Source organism: Paenibacillus humicus NBRC 102415, from assembly GCF_004000905.1.
Classification (GTDB): Bacteria; Bacillota; Bacilli; order Paenibacillales; family Paenibacillaceae; genus Paenibacillus_O; species Paenibacillus_O humicus.
Genome location: NZ_BIMD01000027.1, coordinates 25,447 through 43,408, shown reverse-complemented (window position 1 = coordinate 43,408; position 17,962 = coordinate 25,447). Strand labels below are relative to the sequence as shown.

The 17,962-nt window shown below is 62.3% G+C and carries 17 protein-coding genes; 14 read left to right on the top strand and 3 right to left on the bottom strand.

Annotated elements, in window-relative coordinates; all coding sequences use genetic code 11:
- The first annotated feature begins 51 nt into the window (after positions 1-51).
- From PHU01S_RS16190 to PHU01S_RS16170, 5 genes are all read left to right on the top strand, one after another.
- A complete protein-coding gene (locus PHU01S_RS16190) occupies positions 52-2,535 on the top strand; it encodes a hypothetical protein (RefSeq protein WP_127508514.1) in 2,484 nt (827 codons plus the stop codon).
- 147 nt (positions 2,536-2,682) lie between these two features.
- On the top strand, positions 2,683-3,054 hold the full coding sequence (locus tag PHU01S_RS16185; protein ID WP_048749960.1) for a hypothetical protein: 372 nt from the start codon (positions 2,683-2,685) through the stop codon (positions 3,052-3,054).
- Positions 3,055-3,320: 266 nt separating this feature from the next.
- On the top strand, positions 3,321-3,836 hold the full coding sequence (locus tag PHU01S_RS16180) for a hypothetical protein (RefSeq protein WP_164763091.1): 516 nt from the start codon (positions 3,321-3,323) through the stop codon (positions 3,834-3,836).
- Between the two features lie 122 nt (positions 3,837-3,958).
- Positions 3,959-4,552, top strand: a complete 594-nt coding sequence (locus tag PHU01S_RS16175) for a YdeI/OmpD-associated family protein (RefSeq protein WP_127508509.1) — start codon at positions 3,959-3,961, stop codon at positions 4,550-4,552.
- Between the two features lie 249 nt (positions 4,553-4,801).
- The gene (locus tag PHU01S_RS16170; protein WP_127508506.1) at positions 4,802-5,032 is read left to right on the top strand and encodes a LysR substrate-binding domain-containing protein; all 231 of its coding nucleotides are present in this window, start codon (positions 4,802-4,804) and stop codon (positions 5,030-5,032) included.
- A 62-nt stretch (positions 5,033-5,094) separates the two neighbouring features.
- Here PHU01S_RS16170 and PHU01S_RS16165 read toward each other — a convergent pair whose 3' ends face one another.
- Complete coding sequence (locus PHU01S_RS16165; protein WP_164763090.1) at positions 5,095-6,003, bottom strand: copper amine oxidase N-terminal domain-containing protein; 909 nt, start codon at positions 6,001-6,003, stop codon at positions 5,095-5,097.
- A 118-nt stretch (positions 6,004-6,121) separates the two neighbouring features.
- Complete coding sequence (locus PHU01S_RS16160) at positions 6,122-8,047, bottom strand: glycoside hydrolase family 13 protein (protein ID WP_127508546.1); 1,926 nt, start codon at positions 8,045-8,047, stop codon at positions 6,122-6,124.
- 365 nt (positions 8,048-8,412) lie between these two features.
- Between PHU01S_RS16160 and PHU01S_RS16155 the strand changes: the two genes are divergently transcribed.
- Both PHU01S_RS16155 and PHU01S_RS16150 read left to right on the top strand, forming a co-directional pair.
- A complete protein-coding gene (locus PHU01S_RS16155) occupies positions 8,413-9,666 on the top strand; it encodes a DNA polymerase IV (RefSeq protein WP_127508501.1) in 1,254 nt (417 codons plus the stop codon).
- A complete protein-coding gene (locus PHU01S_RS16150; protein ID WP_021881952.1) occupies positions 9,663-10,139 on the top strand; it encodes a YhjD family protein in 477 nt (158 codons plus the stop codon). Before PHU01S_RS16155 ends, PHU01S_RS16150 begins: the two co-directional genes overlap by 4 nt.
- Positions 10,140-10,229: 90 nt before the next feature.
- On the opposite strand, the gene PHU01S_RS16145 is transcribed toward PHU01S_RS16150, so the two are convergent.
- Positions 10,230-11,012, bottom strand: coding sequence for a zinc-dependent alcohol dehydrogenase family protein (locus PHU01S_RS16145; protein ID WP_069202433.1), 783 nt, complete (start codon positions 11,010-11,012; stop codon positions 10,230-10,232).
- On the opposite strand from PHU01S_RS16145, the gene PHU01S_RS26375 reads away from it, so the two are divergent.
- The 7 genes from PHU01S_RS26375 to PHU01S_RS16110 all read left to right on the top strand — a co-directional run bounded on the left by PHU01S_RS26375 (position 10,962) and on the right by PHU01S_RS16110 (position 17,929).
- On the top strand, positions 10,962-11,327 hold the full coding sequence (locus PHU01S_RS26375; RefSeq protein ID WP_084781690.1) for a hypothetical protein: 366 nt from the start codon (positions 10,962-10,964) through the stop codon (positions 11,325-11,327). The two genes, PHU01S_RS16145 and PHU01S_RS26375, sit on opposite strands and share 51 nt — an antisense overlap.
- Before the next feature lie 71 nt (positions 11,328-11,398).
- A complete protein-coding gene (locus tag PHU01S_RS16135; RefSeq protein ID WP_049867573.1) occupies positions 11,399-12,031 on the top strand; it encodes a pyroglutamyl-peptidase I in 633 nt (210 codons plus the stop codon).
- 98 nt (positions 12,032-12,129) lie between these two features.
- Positions 12,130-12,468: a cupin domain-containing protein gene (locus PHU01S_RS16130; protein WP_021881113.1), complete on the top strand. Its 339-nt coding sequence runs from the start codon at positions 12,130-12,132 to the stop codon at positions 12,466-12,468.
- A gap of 27 nt (positions 12,469-12,495) precedes the next feature.
- Positions 12,496-13,503 carry a Gfo/Idh/MocA family protein gene (locus PHU01S_RS16125; protein WP_127508498.1) on the top strand — a complete coding sequence of 336 codons (1,008 nt, stop codon included), beginning with the start codon at positions 12,496-12,498 and terminating at the stop codon, positions 13,501-13,503.
- An 85-nt stretch (positions 13,504-13,588) separates the two neighbouring features.
- Positions 13,589-15,268, top strand: coding sequence for a spore germination protein (locus PHU01S_RS16120; protein ID WP_246029253.1), 1,680 nt, complete (start codon positions 13,589-13,591; stop codon positions 15,266-15,268).
- Positions 15,265-16,503: a Ger(x)C family spore germination protein gene (locus PHU01S_RS16115; protein ID WP_164763089.1), complete on the top strand. Its 1,239-nt coding sequence runs from the start codon at positions 15,265-15,267 to the stop codon at positions 16,501-16,503. Before PHU01S_RS16120 ends, PHU01S_RS16115 begins: the two co-directional genes overlap by 4 nt.
- Positions 16,504-16,507: 4 nt before the next feature.
- Positions 16,508-17,929 carry a GerAB/ArcD/ProY family transporter gene (locus PHU01S_RS16110; protein ID WP_127508492.1) on the top strand — a complete coding sequence of 474 codons (1,422 nt, stop codon included), beginning with the start codon at positions 16,508-16,510 and terminating at the stop codon, positions 17,927-17,929.
- The last annotated feature ends 33 nt before the right edge of the window (positions 17,930-17,962 follow it).

Genomic DNA, 17,962 nt, shown 5'->3' with positions numbered 1-17,962 from the left:
GAAAGGCTGCGGGCGGGCTAGAAACCGCAGCTGGAAAGGGGACGGGCGAATTTGAACCGGAACGGGCAGGAAAGGCAGGAGTGGACGGGATTCCAGGAATCCCGTCCGTACGGGCCGAAGTATGATCTGCGTACCGACTTCGTCATGGTGTACGGCATCTCGGAGGATCTGTCCCGGCGGATCGAAGGGTGGAAGAAAGCCGGCTACAGCATCCATCTCATGACCGGCGTCTCCTGGGGAGAGTACCAGGATTATCTGTACGGCCGCTTCGACGGCCGGGAGCATTGGGATGAAGCGCAGACGGAGTCCTCCGGCAGTCGTCTGCTGCATGGCAAGGATGTGCCGTACATGGTGCCGACGATCTCGTTCGCCGACTACCTGGCCGCGCAGATCAAGAAGGCGATCGACTGCGGCGTCGAGGCGATCCATCTGGAGGAGCCGGAGTTCTGGGCGCAGGCGGGCTACGAGGAGGCGTTCAAGCGGGAATGGCTGAACTATTACGGGGAGGAGTGGCAGGAGCCGCATTCCTCGCCGGATGCCCAGTACCGCGCCTCCAAGCTGAAGGCGGCGATGTATTACCGCGCTCTCGACCGGATCTGCAGCGAAATGAAGGAGTACTCCCTCGTCGCCTACGGACGGAGGGTCCGGTTCTACGTGCCGACGCACAGCCTGATCAACTACACGCAGTGGCGGATCGTCAGTCCCGAGGCGCTGCTCGTCTCGATGCCGGCCTGCGACGGCTTCATCGCCCAGATCTGGACCGGAACGGCGCGCACGGCCAACGTCTACAAGGGAGTCCGCCGCGAGCGGACGTTCGAGACGGCGTACCTGGAGTACGGCATCATGCAGGAGCTTACGCGCGGAACGGGGCGGGAGATGTGGTTCCTGCATGATCCGATCGAAGACAATCCGCGCTACAGCTGGAGCGACTACCGCCGCAACTACCGGGCGACGGTAGCCGCCTCGCTGCTGCATCCCGGGGTCAGCCGGTACGAGGTCTGTCCTTGGCCCTGGCGGGTGTTCGAGCTTCCCTACCCGACCGAGGACGGGAAGGGCAAGGAGACGATTCCCGGCGGGTACGCCACCGTTCTGCTGACGGTCATGAACGTGCTGCGCGACATGCATAACCACGACGAGGTGTCGGGGGCTGACGGCGGAGAGGCTGCGGAAACGGGCGGCATCGGGCTCTGCCTCGCCAACTCGGCCATGTACCAGCGCGGCGACGTTCTGGCGGAGGGCGATGAGGGAGAGGGCTTCAACTACGACGGCACCGCAGCCGCAGGCGCCCTGACGGAGCGGCAGCAGGAGCTGCTCGACTGGTCGGCGTTCTACGGGCTGGCGCTGCCGCCGGTGAAGAAGGGCATTCCTCTTCGCCCTGTCCAGCTGGACAACGTGTTGACCTTCCCCGGTTATCTGGAGGGCTACCGGGTGCTGCTGCTCAGCTACGAATTCATGAAGCCGGAGCATCCCGGCATCCATCAGGCGCTCGGCCAGTGGGTGCGCGAGGGCGGCGTGCTGGTCTATGCCGGCGACGGCTCGGATCCGTTCCATCGCGTCAGCGAGTGGTGGAACCGGGGAGCCGGCAGCCGCATCTATGAGCGTCCCGAGGAGCATTTGTTCGAGTCGATGGGGCTCGGGAGAAATCCGGAGGAAGGAGAGCATGCCGTCGGAGATGGAGCGGTTCTGTATCTGAGGTCCCATCCGGCGGGGCTGTCCCGTTCCCCGGAAGGCGCGGAGAAGGTGCTCGCCTCGATCCGGCGCGCGCTGGAGCTGCGCGGAGAAGCGGATGAGTACAGGGAAAGCGGCATGCTGCGCATCCAGCGCGGCCCGTATGTGATCGCGCATGCGCTGGACGAGGAGGAAGCGGCGGGATCGGATGGAGCGGCAGGGGCGAATGCGGCAGAGGCTGAGATTGCAGCAGAGGCTGAGATTGCAGCTGGAGCAAGTACGGCAGGATTCAATGAGGAGGCGGCTGCCGCGCCCGCGACAGGCAGGGAGGCCGCCACGGCGGCGGTGCTTCAAGGATCGTTCATCGATCTGTTCGAAGCCGATCTGCCCGTTCTGCAGCGGGTCGAGCTGGCGCCGGGCGAGAATTGCCTGCTCTATGACCTGAGCTATGCCGGCGCAAGCGCCGAAGCTTCTGCGGGCTCTGCGCCGGAGGGAGGAGGCCGTAATGCCGGAGAGGCCGGCGGCTGCGCGGCCGCGCTGCTTGCCAGCTCGTCGCGCATCCGGGACGAGCGCCGGGAAGGCTCCGTCTTCTCCTATGTGTCGGAGGCGCCGGCCGGCATCCTGGTGAGCACAAGGCTGCGGGTCCCTTTCCGTCCCGCCCGGGCATCGGCTGAGCCGGCCGATGATGGAGCATCCGGGGAAACGTCGGGGGAAGCGTCCGGCTCTGCCGGATTATCCGGCCTGGATGGAGCCGGAGCCGCCGATGAGCTCTCCGTGGAGACCGTATTCGATTCCGCATCGTCCACGCTGCTTCTTCGGCATCCCGGCCGGCCGACCGGCGTCCGGATCACGTTGGCATGGAGTTGAATGGATGAGGAGAAGCCGCCTTTCCCCTGGATAGGCGGCTTTTACTTTTCTTTAAACTCATGGGTAAAAAGACCTAATTATTTGAACCGGATCTTCCGTTAATAAAGATGTCGGTAGAAGAGGACAAATTCAGCCAAGAGGTGGATCATGAGTTCCGTCAAAATCATTCACAAAGCCAAGCGCATCCTGGAAATCGTATGGGCTGGCAACGTCGCTCCGGAGGAAGTCGATGCCATCAATGCGGAACTGCTGCAAATGGTGAAGGACGAGGGCATGAACGATTTCAGCCTTGTCGTCGACATGCGGGAGATGAAGGCGTTCACTCCGGCGGCGAGGGAGCGGCTGGTGGAGCATCAACGCGATATCAAGGCTGCGGGCTTGAGCGCGGCGGCTGTCGTCGTCGCCAGCAAGATCACCGAGCTTCAGCTGCGCCGCGCGGCTGCGGAATCGCAGCATTCGACCGAAACGCATTGGTCCTCCTATGAAGAAGCGCTGCAGTATTTGATTGAAAAAGCCTGATTGCCGGGAAGGGCCTAGCAGCCCTGCGGGGCATCCAGGCTTGAATCGGCGGATGGCGAAAAAAATATCCGGAACAGGCCCGTTCGCTCCATGGAGCGTCCCGGACCTGTTTTTTTATTCCTGGTCGAGACGGAAGGCGATGATGGCATTGCCGGACGTCCGTGTACAGTACAGTCCAGTCCATGGGCAGCGGCGCGGGAGCGGAAGTCAGGAGCGGTCTATCCTCCTGGAAATTTTTGTGGCATGATAAGGCGGGAGGGGATTCTGTGAAGGCAAGAGCGGCTTGGACCGGAATCGGATTCGTGCTTGCGCTGGCAGCGGTCGTGTTCGTTCATCTCTTTACGCTGAGGCTGGAGCCGGGCAGAGGCCTTTCGGGCAACGGCAATCCCGGCTTGATTCCGCTCTTCTTCGTCTTCTTGTTCTATCCTTTGCTGCTGCTGCTGACCGCCAGGCTCCTGCGCGGAAGCGCCGCGGCGACCCGGGGCCGGTCCGCTCAGAATGCGCTGTCAGGATTGGCGCTGATCGTCCTGCTCCTGCTCGACGCGGCTTATATCCGCCGCAAGACCGCTCATCTGGATCTCATTCCAGAGTTCGGAGCTTTGAATATTTACACCAATACGATCTATGCCAACGTTTATCATTTCTTCATCGGGCTCGTCATGCTGCATCTCGTCATTCTGAACACCCGCTGGGGCGGCCGCAAGGTCCCCCTCCGGAGCGCGGAGCAGCCGGATCCGTACGGCACCGTGATCGACTGCGGCGGGGAAGAGAGGCGGCGGTAGCTGCTGAACGGGCTGGGAGAGGGGAGGGAGCTGTCCCCCCGTTCCATAGAGACGGCCGCGAAGGGACGGCTGCACGTCAATTGGATATTCATGGAGATTACCTTGGAAAAGGAGGGGCAGGCATGCCGGAACAAAAAGGACTGGGGAAGCCGATCCTGACGTTCGCCGATGCGGCTCAATTTGACGCCTGGCTGGAAGAGTTCCACGGGGAATCGTCCGGCATCAGGCTGCGGATCGCCAAAAAAGGAGCCGCGGAGCATTCGATTGCGTACGAGGAAGCTCTGGAATGCGCCTTGCGCTGGGGGTGGATCGACAGCCGCAAGGAGAAGGCGGACGAGGACGGCTGGCTGCAGCATTTCACGCCGCGCCGCTCCGGGAGCGTCTGGTCGCGGATCAACCGCGACAAGGCGGAGCGGCTCATCGCCGAAGGGCGGATGCGGCCGCCCGGCCTGGAGGCGGTCGACGAAGCGCGCCGCAGCGGCCGGTGGGACAAGGCTTACGAGAGCCAAAGCCGCATGGAGATGCCGGGGGATTTCGCGGCGGAGCTGGAACGGCGGCCGGCGGCCCGGGATTTTTTCGCCGGGCTGGACAGCCGGAACCGGTACGCGATGCTGTACCGCGTCCATCAGGCCCAAAAGCCGGAGACGAGAGCGGCCCGCATCCTCGCGTTCGCGGACATGCTTGAGCGGGGGGAACGGATTTATCCCAAGAAGTGAAAGCCGGGAATCAGCTCCGGAGAGACCGGGGTCATCGGCAGACGGAGCGTCTCGGAGGGCAGATGGCCCTGCCGGAATCGATTATTGATGATGACAGGGTGGATGAACGTGGATCTGACTTATCTGCGGACACGTTGGCGGCCTATTATCTCCCTCCGCATCTCCATGGAATCCGGGAACGGTATCCCGGCTTGTCGATCACGCTGCAGACGGCGCGGGAGGAAGAAATTCTGAGCCGGAACCTGCCGCATCGGCCTGGAGCTGTCCAACCCCGAGGCGATCAAGCGGATCGTAAAAGCCGGCTCGGGCCTTTGCCTGCTGCCTGCAATGGCAGCCGTTCAGGAGATCGGGAGCGGCGAGCTCGCCGTTCTGCCGTTTCACCATCCCGATATCCGGCTGGACTTGCAGCTGGTCATCCATCCGAGAAAATGGATTTTCCGGGCGCTGGCGGCTTTCCTCGGCGGCTTGGCCGAAAAGTGAAAAAGAGCGCCACCCCTTCCGAAGGAGGGACGGCGCTCTTTTTTGCTTGCGGACGTCAAGAGTTATTTTCCGTCCGTGCGCTTTTCCCCGTCGATCGGGACGATGACCTTGTTCTTGTACTCCGGATGGCTGGCGCGATCGATGGCTTCGAGCTCCTTGGCTTCGCCATTGGAATCGATGGAGCCGTAATAGATATAATCGGCCATGACATTGTCCGTGAAGTAGTAGCCGGGAGCGATGCTTTTCGGCTTGGTTCCCTTTTCCTTGGGCGGCTGGCCGTAGATTTCGCTCCTCTGATAGACGGTCTGTGCGATACCATCCGCGTCGATGACAATGGAGGAAAGCAGCTGCTTGTACACCATCTCGTAGCGCAGCGCTTCGCCTGCCGGGAAGCTGTAGGTGACGGAGAAGCCCTCGCCCTCCACAGCCAGCGGGTCCTTCAGCGGGAGGACTGCAAGGGCGATCGCAGCCTGGCGGGCCGCAGCGAGATCGCCGCCCATGAGCGCGTCATAACTTTTCTGCCCCTTCGGCGTCCGGACGACCGTGCGGCTCTTGGCGCTGTCATAGGAGACGTAAGCCCCCATGCTCTCGCTTACGAACCGGACCGGCACATAGGTTTTGCCGTCCCGGATGACGACAGAGACGTCGAGCGGAACCGGCTTGCCGTTGACGCTCGCCGTCCTGGAGCCCTCCTTCAGCTCGATGACCTTGCTGCTGTCCTTGCTGGCGGCCCGCACGGTGCGAGTCTTGGCATCGTACGAGTACGTCAGCCAGTCCGGGTCCTGAAGGGAGCGGAGCTGGATCAGGATGCGTCCGCCTACGCTGAGAGCGGATGATTGGGCCTGCCCGTCGATGAAGAGGAGAGGGGCGGGAGCCGCCGCTTTCGCTTCGGCCAGGCCGCTGCCCGGCAGGACCGCTCCCGCGATCAGCGCCGCAGCCGCGGCAGCTTTCAAGGCTTTGATTGGATTCATTTGATTTTTCCCCCGCTTTCGAATGAGTTTCCGTATAACTGACGTGAATGGAGGGGAAATGTTCCAAATGAAGGAAATATCCGGCCGGAACGGAGCCGGGGGACGGATGCCCTGGTCCTTAATTCGCCTCTGCTGCCTCCAGGACGACGAAGCCGTAGGGCGGAAGCTCGACAGCAAGCCCGCCGCCATTTTCCGTCCGGATGGAACCGCGTTCCTCGAAGTTGGAGAGGAGCGTCCTCCAAGCGGGACTTCGTCGGGCGGAATCGATCCCCGACGGAGCTGCCGGGAGCGCCGGCGAGGCGGCTTCAGGCCGGACGGCTTGTCCGGGCGAAGGGCTCGAAGCCGCGGCTTCGCCCTCCTCGCCGAACCCGCGGAAGGAAAGAGGCTGAGCGGCATCGCTGCCGTGCTGAGGCGCCGAGCCGAACCGCAGGCTCGCCGTCCCGCCGCGGGCGTTCATCGCGATGAGCAGGCGCTGTCCGCCGCCCTTGCGCTCGTAGGCGAGCGCGCCTTCCCCCGGCTCTGCCAGCAGGAAGCGGAGTCCGGCGCTCCGCAGCGCGGGAGAGGAGCGGCGCAGGGCGATGGCCGCCTTGTAAAAGGCGAGCAGGTCCGCGTTTTGCCGATCGGCATCCCATTCCATGCATTTGCGGCAGCCGGGATCCCCGCCGCCGTCGAGGCCGACCTCGTCCCCGTAATAAATGCAGGGCGCGCCGGGATAAGCGAGCAGGAAAAGGGCGGCCAGCTTCATCTTGGGGACGCTGCCGCCGCATATCGTCAGCAGGCGCGGCGTGTCGTGGCTGCCGAGCAGATTGAACGCCGCCTCGGTCGCCTGGCGCGGGTAGGCGGCCAGCTGGCGGCCGATCGCATCGGCGAATTCGCCGGCCCCGATGTCCTCCTGGGCGAAGAATTCCAGCACGGCGCTGGAAAACGGGTAGTTCATGACGGCGTCGAACTGGTCGCCCTGCAGCCACATCATGGAATCATGCCAGATTTCGCCGAGAATGTACGCATCGGGTTTGGCCTCCTTGACGGTCAGACGGAATTCGCGCCAGAACCGGTGATCGACCTCGTTGGCCACGTCCAGGCGCCAGCCGTCGATGCCGATCTCCTCGATCCAGTACCGCGCGACCTCCAGCAGGTACTTTTTGACCTCGGGATGGGCCGTGTTGAGCTTGGGCATGAGCGGCTCGAAAGCGTAGGTCTCGTAAGGGGAGAGCCCGCCGCTGCCGCTCGGCCACGGACGCCTGTGGAACCACCCGGCATAGCGGGAGCGCTCCCCGTTCTCCAGGACGTCAGCGAACGGCGCGAACGATTGTCCGCAATGGTTGAAGACGGCGTCCAGCAGCACGCGTATCCCGCGCGCATGGCAGAGGTCCACGAGCTCCTTCAGCTTGGCGTTGGTGCCGAAGCGGCGATCGACCCGCATGTAATCCTGCGTGTCGTATTTATGGTTGGTCTCGGCTTCGAACACGGGCGTGAAATAAATCGCGTTCACGCCGAGCTCCGTCAGATGGTCCAGACGGTCCATCACTCCCTGGAGGTCTCCTCCGAAAAAACTCTCCTCCGTAGGCTCCCCTCCCCAGGGCAGCGTTCCTTCCGGGTTGAGGGACGGATCGCCGTTCGCGAACCGTTCGGGGAAGATCTGATAGAACACCGCGTCCTTCACCCAGGCGGGGGGCTCGAACACATCCGCGGGGTTCAAATAGGGGAACTCGAACAGCGCCGGCGGATTGTCGGGAAGCTCCTCGAAGAAGCCTGCTTCGGTCCTATAGAGCGTCCGGCCGCCGGAATAGAGCTTGAAGGCGTAGCGGAGGCGGCGGAAGGCGGGGGTGACCGCCGCTTCCCAATAATCGAACATGGCGTCGCTCGCGAATAGGCGCAGCTCGATGTCCGTAACCGTCTGCTCCCATCCATACTTGTCGCCGGCTGCTGCCTGTACCCGGTCGACGTCGCCGCGCTTCGTGCGCAGGCGCAGATGCACCGTTTCCCTGTCATACGCGTAGGCCCAGTTCAGCTTGGGCCGGTGATAGACCGCTTCCAGCAGCATCGTCATCTCTCCCTGATCGTTCTGGTTGCGCCGGATACCGCCCTCATAGGGCAGGCGGACATCCAGCTCCAGACATAAAATACCATTCCGATCCGCTTTCCAAACAAGGGAGAGGGCCGCGCCTCCGGCAAGCGGAAGCGCGAGGCTGAGTTTGCCGGGAGCCTCCGGGAGCCTCCGTCTCCAAGGACGCCGGACGTCGTCCTCCCAGCCTCGGCGCGGCTTCGGCAGCTGGATGATTTTTCTCCTTGCATAGGGAACATATATTCGGTATATAATACGTCTAGAGTCAGATGCGAACATACATTCGATCGACAGGGAGAGGGGAAGTCTCCGCGAGCCCGCTCCCGCAGAACAGGAGGTGCGCGGTGGAGAGAGTGATCATGCTGGCCGACTGCCAGTCGTTCTACGCTTCCGTAGAGAAGGCGGCGCATCCCGAATATCGCGACAAGCCGGTTGCCGTGGGCGACCCGTCCCGGATGAACGGCATCGTGCTGGCCGCCTGCCCGATGGCCAAGGCCCGCGGCGTGACGACGGCCTCGCGGGTCGGAGAGGCGCTGGCCCATTGTCCGGAGCTGGTCGTCATCCGGCCGCGGATGGCCATGTACATTGAAGTGTCCCTGTTCATCACGAAGATATTCGAGACGTACACCGATCTCGTGGAGCCTTACAGCATCGACGAGCAGTTCCTCGACGTCACCGGCTCGGCAGGCTACTACGGCTCGCCGGACGAGATGGCGCGCAATATCCAGAACCATATCCAGCTGTCCACGGGCATCTGGTCGAGGGTCGGCATCGGTCCCACCAAGATCCTCGCCAAGATGGCGACGGACAATTACGCCAAGAAAAGCCCGGAAGGCGTCTTCGAGCTGAATCCCGGCAAGCTGGAGTCGACGCTGTGGACGCTGCCCGTGCACCAGATGTTCATGGTGGCCTCGCGGATGACGAGGCATTTCACGCGGATGGGGCTGAACACGATCGGGGACATCGCGCGGCTGGACTTCTCCGAGTTCAAGCGGCGGATGCGGCTGGAGATGGGCAAGCAGAGCGACATCCAGGCGGGCTATTATTGGCAGACGGCGAGAGGGATCGATCCCAGCCCGGTCGTCACCGGCATCCGCCACCAGCTGAAGTCGGTCAGCCACGGCAAGGCGCTGCGCTGGCGGCTGTACCGCCATCTGCCCGACATCGAGGTCGTGCTGCTGGAGCTCGTCGTGGAGGTGTGCCAGCGCACGAGGCGGCATGGCTGCATGGGCTCGGTCGTCTCGGTCGCCGCCATGGAGACCGACGGCGAGCGCTCGTCCTGGTTCAGCCGCCAGCTGACGCTGCCCCAGCCGACCTCGCTGACGCATGAGGTCGCTGCGGCGGTTCGGGAGCTGTTCGTCCGGCATTGGAGCGGCCTGCCGGTCGGCCGGCTGAACATCTCCCTCTCGGGGCTGACGGACGACAGCGTCATGCAGCTGACGCTGTTCGAGGATCGAACCCGGGCGTACAGCAAGGAGAAAACGATCGACCGGATCAAGGAGCGGTTCGGATCCGACGCCATCATGCGGGCTTCCTCGCTGCTGGAGTCGGGCGTGGCCCGCGAGCGGGCCGAACAAATTGGGGGGCATTACAAATGAGCAAGCTGGACGGCAACGAGCGCTGGAAGTCCAAGATGCTGCTGACGGAGCATGTGGAGCAGTACGACGGGCAGCATTCCGCCCGGGAGGCCAAGGTGACGACGGCGGAGGAGCGCGTCATGATCCGGGATTACATCCTGCTGCCTCATATGGAGAAGATGGTCCAGAAGAGCCTGTCCGAGCTCGAGAACTCGTCCAATCTGATGAGGCGCCTGTACGGGATGGCGGGCCACCGGGTGCTGGACCGGATCATGCACGACCTGTACGCCCTGCGGCGGGAGCTCAAGGCGCGCAACATCCGCATCCTCGCGGAGGAGCAGTCGAACTCGGTCGTGTACCACCGCTACTATTGCCGGGGCTACGAGGAGCACTTCGGCATGACGCGGGAGGTCATGCGCTCGGAGATCAGCTGGCAGCTGTCCCGTTATACGGCGGAGATCGGCGAGCTGCTGAAGGGCGGAGCGGGGAAGTGAAGCCGAATGAGGCGCGACATAGGAGCAAGGAGCCGTCTGCCCGGGGCAGACGGCTCCTTTGCTGTTGGGCTGATTCGTGGAATGGATTCATCATGTGAGCAGCAATTTCCCTTGCCGTCCCGGTCGTTCGGCTGCCTGCACCGCTTTTGCGATTTTGGCCAAAGGATATCTCGCTTCGATATTTCCCAGGCAGAGCTGCTTTTGACGAAGCAATGCAAAGATGTTCAGGAAGGAATTTTGCCAGTCCTCCACGGAGATTCCTTGTATCCAATGCCGCAGATGAAACAGTTTCGATCGGAGATCAAGCTCCGTTGCGAGTCGCTTCCAAGAGTCCGAACTCCGCACGACGGCGATGAGCCTGTATCCGAAAACAGCCGACAATTGAGCGAACATGGGTCCGATTGCAGAACTGAACGCATTGACGAGCAGGAAGGAATCCGGGGAACGCCCAAGAAGCTCCTTGCAAAGAATCCATGCCGTGAGAGGGTTGATATAGGATCGGGAAGCCTCGTCGTCCGGAATGAAAGGGGGGATCTCGATAGACAAGGAGGAAGAAGCCTTTACATATTGCTGCCAGGTTCCTTCTCCCCGAAGGGGCAATACATGCTTGCCAAGCATGGATTTCTGCACGCTGCTGCCAATCGCGATGACGGATCCCACGCCCTCATAGCCTGGTATGCACGGCAGCGGGATACGGTGCCGATAAGCGCCGCGAATCGGGATCAAGTCCGACGGATTTATCGGGCGGGCGATCATCTCCACCCGTATCTCATCAGGCTCCAGGCGGGAGGCATCCCGCTGTTCCACGATCACATTGTCCGCATGGCGAGCACAGTTCGTCGCCCGACAGGTTATTGGGATCCTTCTGTCCATCGGCTTCTAAGACAGCTGGAACAACGAGGGTTCGAGGGAGCGCCGAGATTTCTGGGAACCGATTCCTCCGATCGTGAAATATGGACCTTACCCGATGATTTGCCGAAGGGGATCGTTCAGCGCCTGACGGCACTATGCGATACATGGAAGACCGGTGCCGCCAAAGGGAATCCAGCCTTTCACAAAATGGCTGACGAGGGACAACTGGCGCACTATGAGAGCGAAATCCGCTTTGTGGAAGATCATATTGAACGTTGGATCAAGAATCAGCGTCCGCAGAGCGCCGCATATCGGCATGCGCAAGGCGGACTATAAATAAAGGTCGAGCGGGTTCCCTGCGGAGCCCGCATGTTTTACTATGGAAAAGACAAGGAGAGTGAGTACATATGATCAAGGTGCTTGTATCCGGCTTCGAGCCGTTCGGAGGCGATGACGTCAATCCGACGGGCTGGCTGATGGAGAAGCTGGCCGAGGAGCAATTCGAGGGCGTGGAGCTGCACACGGTGCTGCTTCCGGTTCATTTCGACGAATGCGCCGACCGGCTCATCGAGGAGATGGACAAGTTCAAGCCCGATGCCGTCATCGCATGCGGACTGGCCAAGGGCCGGACGGCGATTACGCCGGAGCGGATCGCGGTGAACGTCAAGGATGTCCCGGTCCGTTCGCATGGCGACAACCGGGGCGCCCGGCCTACCGACGAGCCGATTGCCGAGGAGGGGCCGGACGGACTGTTCTCCACGCTGCCGATCCGCGCCATGGCGCAGCGTCTGGCGGAACTCGGCATCCCGTGCGAAATTTCCAATACAGCCGGAACCTACATCTGCAACAACACGATGTACCGGGTGCTGGACCATATCCGTCGCCGGGAGCTGCCGATCCGGGCCGGCTTCGTGCATTTTCCCGCCTCGGCGGAGATGGCGGCCGCGCAGCCTTCGGTCCCGTTCATGCCGCAGCCGATGATGCTGGAAGGACTGCGCGCGATTATCGGCGTAACCGTATCGGCCCTGCAGGCGAGGTAGTTCTTTGCGGACTTCCGCCTGTAATCTCCCCTTTTCATGCCTTGTTTGAGCTATATTGGATAGGTTGAACCGAGATCCCAGCAGCAGGAGGTTTTCAAATGCCGGTCATTCGCAAGGAGCAGGCGCAGGAGTTGTCCTTGTTTCCGGATTGGAGCGAGATCAACCACTACGGAATCAATCATCTGAAGGCGGGACAAGAAGTTCCCTTGCATTATCATGATTGCAATGAATATTGGATCATCGTCAGCGGCAGGGGGATTTGCACGACCGAAGGGGATGAATACGAGATCGGTCCCGGGGATCTCGTGCTGACCAGGAAGGGCGAGGAGCATTCGCTCGTTGTCACGGAGGAAATGACGGCTGTTTATATCTACGGCATTCTTGCTCCAGGCTGCCGGCTGGGCTACTTGTACCGGCAAGGGCCGGATGCGGAGTAAAGAAGCACTAGCGGAGGGGGAAACAATGTGCGTCTAAAACTGATCCAGGTAGGGCTGGGCAATCATGGCCAAGGGGTGGGCGAGCATTTTGTCCTGGCATCCCGAGATTTTGCTTACGCAGGGCTGGTGGATATCAACCGCAGCGCCGTGACTGAATATGCCCGGAAAAACAAGTTGCCTGAAAGCTTATGCTACACCGACCATGAGCAGGCGTTTCGAGAAGCGGATGCGGATGCCGTGTTCATCTCGGCCTTCTCTCCGGTGCATTATGAGATAGCGAAGTCCGCATTGGAGCATAAGCTCCATGTGCTGATCGAAAAGCCGTTCGTGCTGTCCCTGGAGGAAGCGGAGGAGCTGAATTCGCTTGCAGCCCGGAACAGGCTCAATGTGATGGTCAATCAGAACTACCGTTATTTTGCGACGGTGATCGCCTTGAAGCAGACCCTGCAGAGCGCAAATCTGGGGAGATTGTCGTTTGTTCAATCGGAGTTCTTTTACGGGCATGAGGGCAAGCCTTATCAGAAGACGATGGACAATTACGTTCTGCTCGAGATGAGCGTCCATCATGTCGATATGATTCGGTTTCTATTGGATTCCGATATCGCGCAGGTGACGGGAAAGACGTGGAATACTCCCGGCAGCGGCTATGCAGGCGATCCGCATGTGCATGCCGTTTACCAAACGGAATCAGGCGTCAACGTCTTCTACCTGGGCAGCCTGCTGGCGAAAGGCGCTGCGACGCCATGGGAAGGCGCCTGGAGATTTCAGTTCGAGGGCGGAGCGGTCCATCTGGACGATCTGGGCGACGGCTACGGCGTCTATATTGCAGACGGCCGCACGAAGAGCAGGATCGGCTTTCAGGCGCAAGAGCTGGAAGGCATTCATGGCGTCCTGGCTGAATTCGCAGCTTCCATCCGGGAGCAGCGGGAGCCGAAAATCTCGGGCGCGGACAATATGCGCACGCTTGCCGCCCTCCTGGCGACGGCGGAATCATCCAAGCAAGGGAAAGCGATTCGGCTCATCCCTGAAGGATGATGCTCCCGGACAACGAACCAATGCTGGATAAAAATCCCCTCCCATGCCCAGAATAAGGTCATTCTGGATAAGGGAGGGGTTTGTTTTGTCTGGAGCCCAAAACGGAAACGGCTCGGCGGAAAACAGCGCAAGCGGCAGCCAAAGCCACAGGGGCGCCAGCGGCGGCAAGGACGGCAAAGGAAGAGCCGGCAGCGGCAATGGCGGCAATGGCGGCGCAGCGAAGCCCCCTCCTCTCGGAAGGAGGAAGACGGCTACTGCGCTGAGCCCTTCGCTGGCCGCCAACGCCCATGCAATCCGCATGCAGTTCCATCACAGCGGAGACCTCCGCCTGCGGCTGCTGTCCAGCGGGGCTCTTCCCGGCATCCAGCTGGCGGCGCTGTATTTGCAGGGGATCGTGGACGAGGAGGCGATCCGCAAGAACGTCCTTGAGCCGCTGCAGGCGGCGGAGGCAGCGGCGCCCGGCAGCCTCAAGGGAAAAGGCCGGCTCAAGGACCGCATCGAGCAGCTGCGTCTGAACGTGATCTCCACCGGCTTGACGGAGCCGGTGCGGACGCTGGAAGGAGCGCTCGACGCGCTGCTGCTCGGCTGCTGCCTGCTCCTCGTCGAAGGCAGCGACGAAGCGGTGGCGGCGGAAGCGGCCGGCGGGGAAACCCGCCAGGTCGGCGAACCGACGGCCCAGACGGTCATCCGCGGGCCCCAGCATGCGTTCACGGAGTCGGCCCGGACGAATATCGGCCTCATCCGCCGAATCATCCGCTCGGAGCGATTGACGGTGGAATCGCGGCGCATCGGGCGGGAGACATGCACGGAGGTGTCGCTGCTGTACATGAACGGCATCGTGGATGCCGAGATCGTGAAGGAAGCGCGCAGGCGGCTGGACGACATCGACATCGACAGCGTCCTGGACAGCGGCTACATCGAGGAGTTCATCCAGGACTCCTCGTTCACCCCGTTCCCGACCGTGCTCAACACGGAACGGCCCGACCAGGCTGCCGCCGGGCTGCTGGAGGGACATTTCGCCGTCGTGGTGGACGGCAGTCCTTACGTGCTGCTCGGCCCCGTGACGTTTTTCCGGTTTTTTCAATCGCCGGAGGACCATTATCAGCGCTTCGACATCGCCAGCTTCCTGCGGCTGATCCGGATCGCCGCTTTTTTCATTTCCATGCATCTGCCGGCTCTCTATATCGCCATCACGACCTTCCACCAGGAGATGCTTCCGAGCAACCTGCTCATCGGCTTGTCCGCGCAGCGCGAGGGCGTCCCCTTCCCGGCCTTGGTGGAAGCATTCCTGATGGAGCTGACCTTCGAGGTGCTGCGCGAGGCGGGGGTCCGAATGCCGCGCGCCATCGGACCGGCGATCTCCATCGTAGGAGCGCTCGTGCTCGGCACGGCCGCCGTCCAGGCGGGGCTCGTGTCTGCGGCGATGGTCATCATCGTCGCCTTCACGGCGATTTCCAACTTCGTCGTGCCGCAGATCAACATCGCCATCGCCGCGCGGCTGATCCGCTTCCTGCTCATGGTCAGCGCGGGAATTCTCGGCTTTGTCGGCATCATCTCGGTCGATCTGTTCGTCATCATCCACCTCGCCGGCCTGTATTCCTTCGGCGTGCCTTATCTCAAGCCGGTCGCTCCGTATGTCAAAGGCGAATGGAAGGATACGTTCGTCCGGGCGCCGCGCTGGAGCCTCGTCAGACGGCCGGTCATCGCGCAGAAGGGAGGCAGGCGCAGGCAGCCCGGAGGCAAGCCCAAGCGCCAGAATTCATGAGCCGGGGCATCATCAGACGTTGGGCGCTGCTGCTGGCGGCGGCGCTGTTGTTCCTTCCGCTTGCGGGCTGCTGGGACCGGAAGGAGCTCAATGAGCTCGGCATCATCGCGGCGACCGGCATCGACGTCACCGAGGAGGGGAAGTGGAAGATCAGCTATCAGCTGGTCATTCCAAGCGCCATCTCCTCCCAGAACGGCTTCACGAGCACGACGGAATCTCCGGTCAACGTCTTCTCTACGGAAGGAGAGAGCGTGCGGGGCGCCGTATCCCGGGCGACGCAGGAGATGTCCCGGAGCCTCTACTTCGGGCACAACCAGGTCGTCGTCATCGGCGAGCGTGCCGCCCGCAAGGGAATCGGCGGCTTGCTGGACGTCTATCTCCGCAACGGCAATTCCCGGGAGACGGTCATGGTGTTCGTGACCGAGGGCGAAGCCCGGCCCATCCTGGAGCAGCTGCTTCCGATGGAGAGAATATCGGGCAACGCCTTGACGAGGCTAATCGCGCTGGAAAAAGAGAGCGGGGGCAACTTCCGCCCCCAGACCGTCTATTCGATGCTGCTGCAGCTGCTGGGCCCGCTGCACGCATCCGCCGCCCCCGGCATCGCGATCAACGGATCGGGCGAGGGCGTGCGCAGCGTGGACGCGAACAAGAGCACGTCGACGCCTTCGAAGGTGAGGCTGCAGAAGCTGGCCTTGTTCCGGGACGACCATATGATCGGCTGGATCCGCACGCATGAGAGCCGGGGCCTGCTCTGGCTGCGCAGCGAAGTGTCCGGGACGACGATTTCCTTTCCGTGCCGCGAAGGAGGGCCCAAGGTCAACAGCGCCCGGATCACCGGGCTCAAGACGAAGATGAAGCCTGCGCGGAGCGGAGACGGCTGGCTGCTTCAGGCGGATGTGGAGGCGGACGCAACCTTGTTCGAGTATACATGCGGCGGAAATCTTCATGACCCGGCTGCGGTGGCCGGCATCGAGCGGATGCTCGGACAGCAGGTCCGATCCGACATCGAGGACGGACTCCAGGCTTCCCAGAGACTGAAGGCGGATGTGGCCGGCATCGGCGAAGCGGTGCGGCGGAAGTATCCGCATACATGGAAAGGAATCGCTGCGGAGTGGAACAGCAGGTTCTACCCCGAAATGAAAGCCGAGATCGGGGTCCATGTCGGACTGATCAAGACAGGCCGGAGCAACCGCTCCTACGAGCAGGCGAGCGAGGACAGCCGGGAGAGGAAGTGAGGGCATGAAAGCGAAGGAAGCAAGCGTAAGCGCGGGGCAGATCGCCGTCTTCCTCGTGCTGTTCACCATCGGCAGCACCCCGATGTTCGAGCTCGGCTCCGAGGCGGGACAGGATTCCTGGATTGCGATCAGCATCGCTGCCGCCGCGGGCTTCTGCCTGCTGCTCGTCTACCGCGCGCTCTACAACCGGGCCCCCGACACGAACTTGGTCGGGCTGTACAAGCTGCATTTCGGCAAGCTGCTCGGCGGCCTGCTCGGCGCTGCGCTGGCTGTCGTCTTCGCCCTGGAGTCGATGCGCAACGTGCGCGACTTCGGGGAGCTGATCTCCGCCACGTTGCTGCCCCAGACGCCGATGTGGTGCACGATGCTGGTTTTGACGGGAATCGTCTACTACACCGCCAGGCAGGGAGTAGAGGCGTTTTTCCGGGTCAACCAGGTGCTGATTCCGGTGCTGGCCGTCAGCTACATTTCCCTTCTGGGGTTGTTTCTGGCGTCGGGCCTGCTCGACTTCAACCGTCTGCGGCCTGTGCTGGAGAACGGCTTCAGGCCGGTCCTGCACGCGGCGTTTCCCGATATCCTGTCGTTTCCGTTCGGACAGGTCATGGTGCTGATGATGTTCTGGACCTATGCCAGGCGCTCCCCGTCCACAGGCGCGATGTCCTATGGCGCCTACATCGGCGTCTCGCTGTTCCTGATCGCGGTCAACATGGTGCTGATGATGGTGCTCGGTCCGGAGCTGTACCGGCTCGCCGAGCTTCCGACGCTGGAGGCGGTGGAGCAGATCCGGCTGTTCAACTTTCTGGAGCGGCTCGATATTCTCGTGACGCTGCTGCTGTACATCGGGCTGTACGTCAAGGCTACGGGACTGTTTTTCGGTTCGGTCATCGCTTTGCGGACAGCCTGGGGAGTTCCCTATCGGGCCGGCGCCCTCGTCATGGCCCCGCTCATCTTCACGGCAAGCTTCCTGGAGCCGATCATGTCGCAGCATTTGTGGACGGGCATGACCGTCTACCTGAAATTCAGTCCCTATTACCAGATCGCGCTGCCGCTGCTCATGCTCGTCATGGGAATCGGATGGGTCAAAAAGAAAGCGCAGCGGCAAGCGGGGCAAGGCGGCGCAAAGGCGGGAGCCGGCGGTCAGGCCAAGGGCCGGGAGGCCGGCGGTCAGAGCGGCAGCGGCCAAAGCGGAGCCGGGAATGCGGCGGCCGGCGGAGCCGAGGCAAGCGGAAGCGGACAGCCGGGAAACGGGAAGGCAGGAGCCGATGGGAGCGCCGAAAAGGCCGGAAGCCAGGACGGGCAGCAGGACGAGAGTCCTGGCTCTGACGGCAAAAACGGCGAGCGGAACAAGGCTCGCGGAGCGCCTGCCGACTCTGACGCCAAGCAGCCGTCTTCAGGCTCGGAAAGTCCGGAAGCCGGCTCTACGTGATGCCGCGCGCCCGCAAATTTCGACACGGAAGGT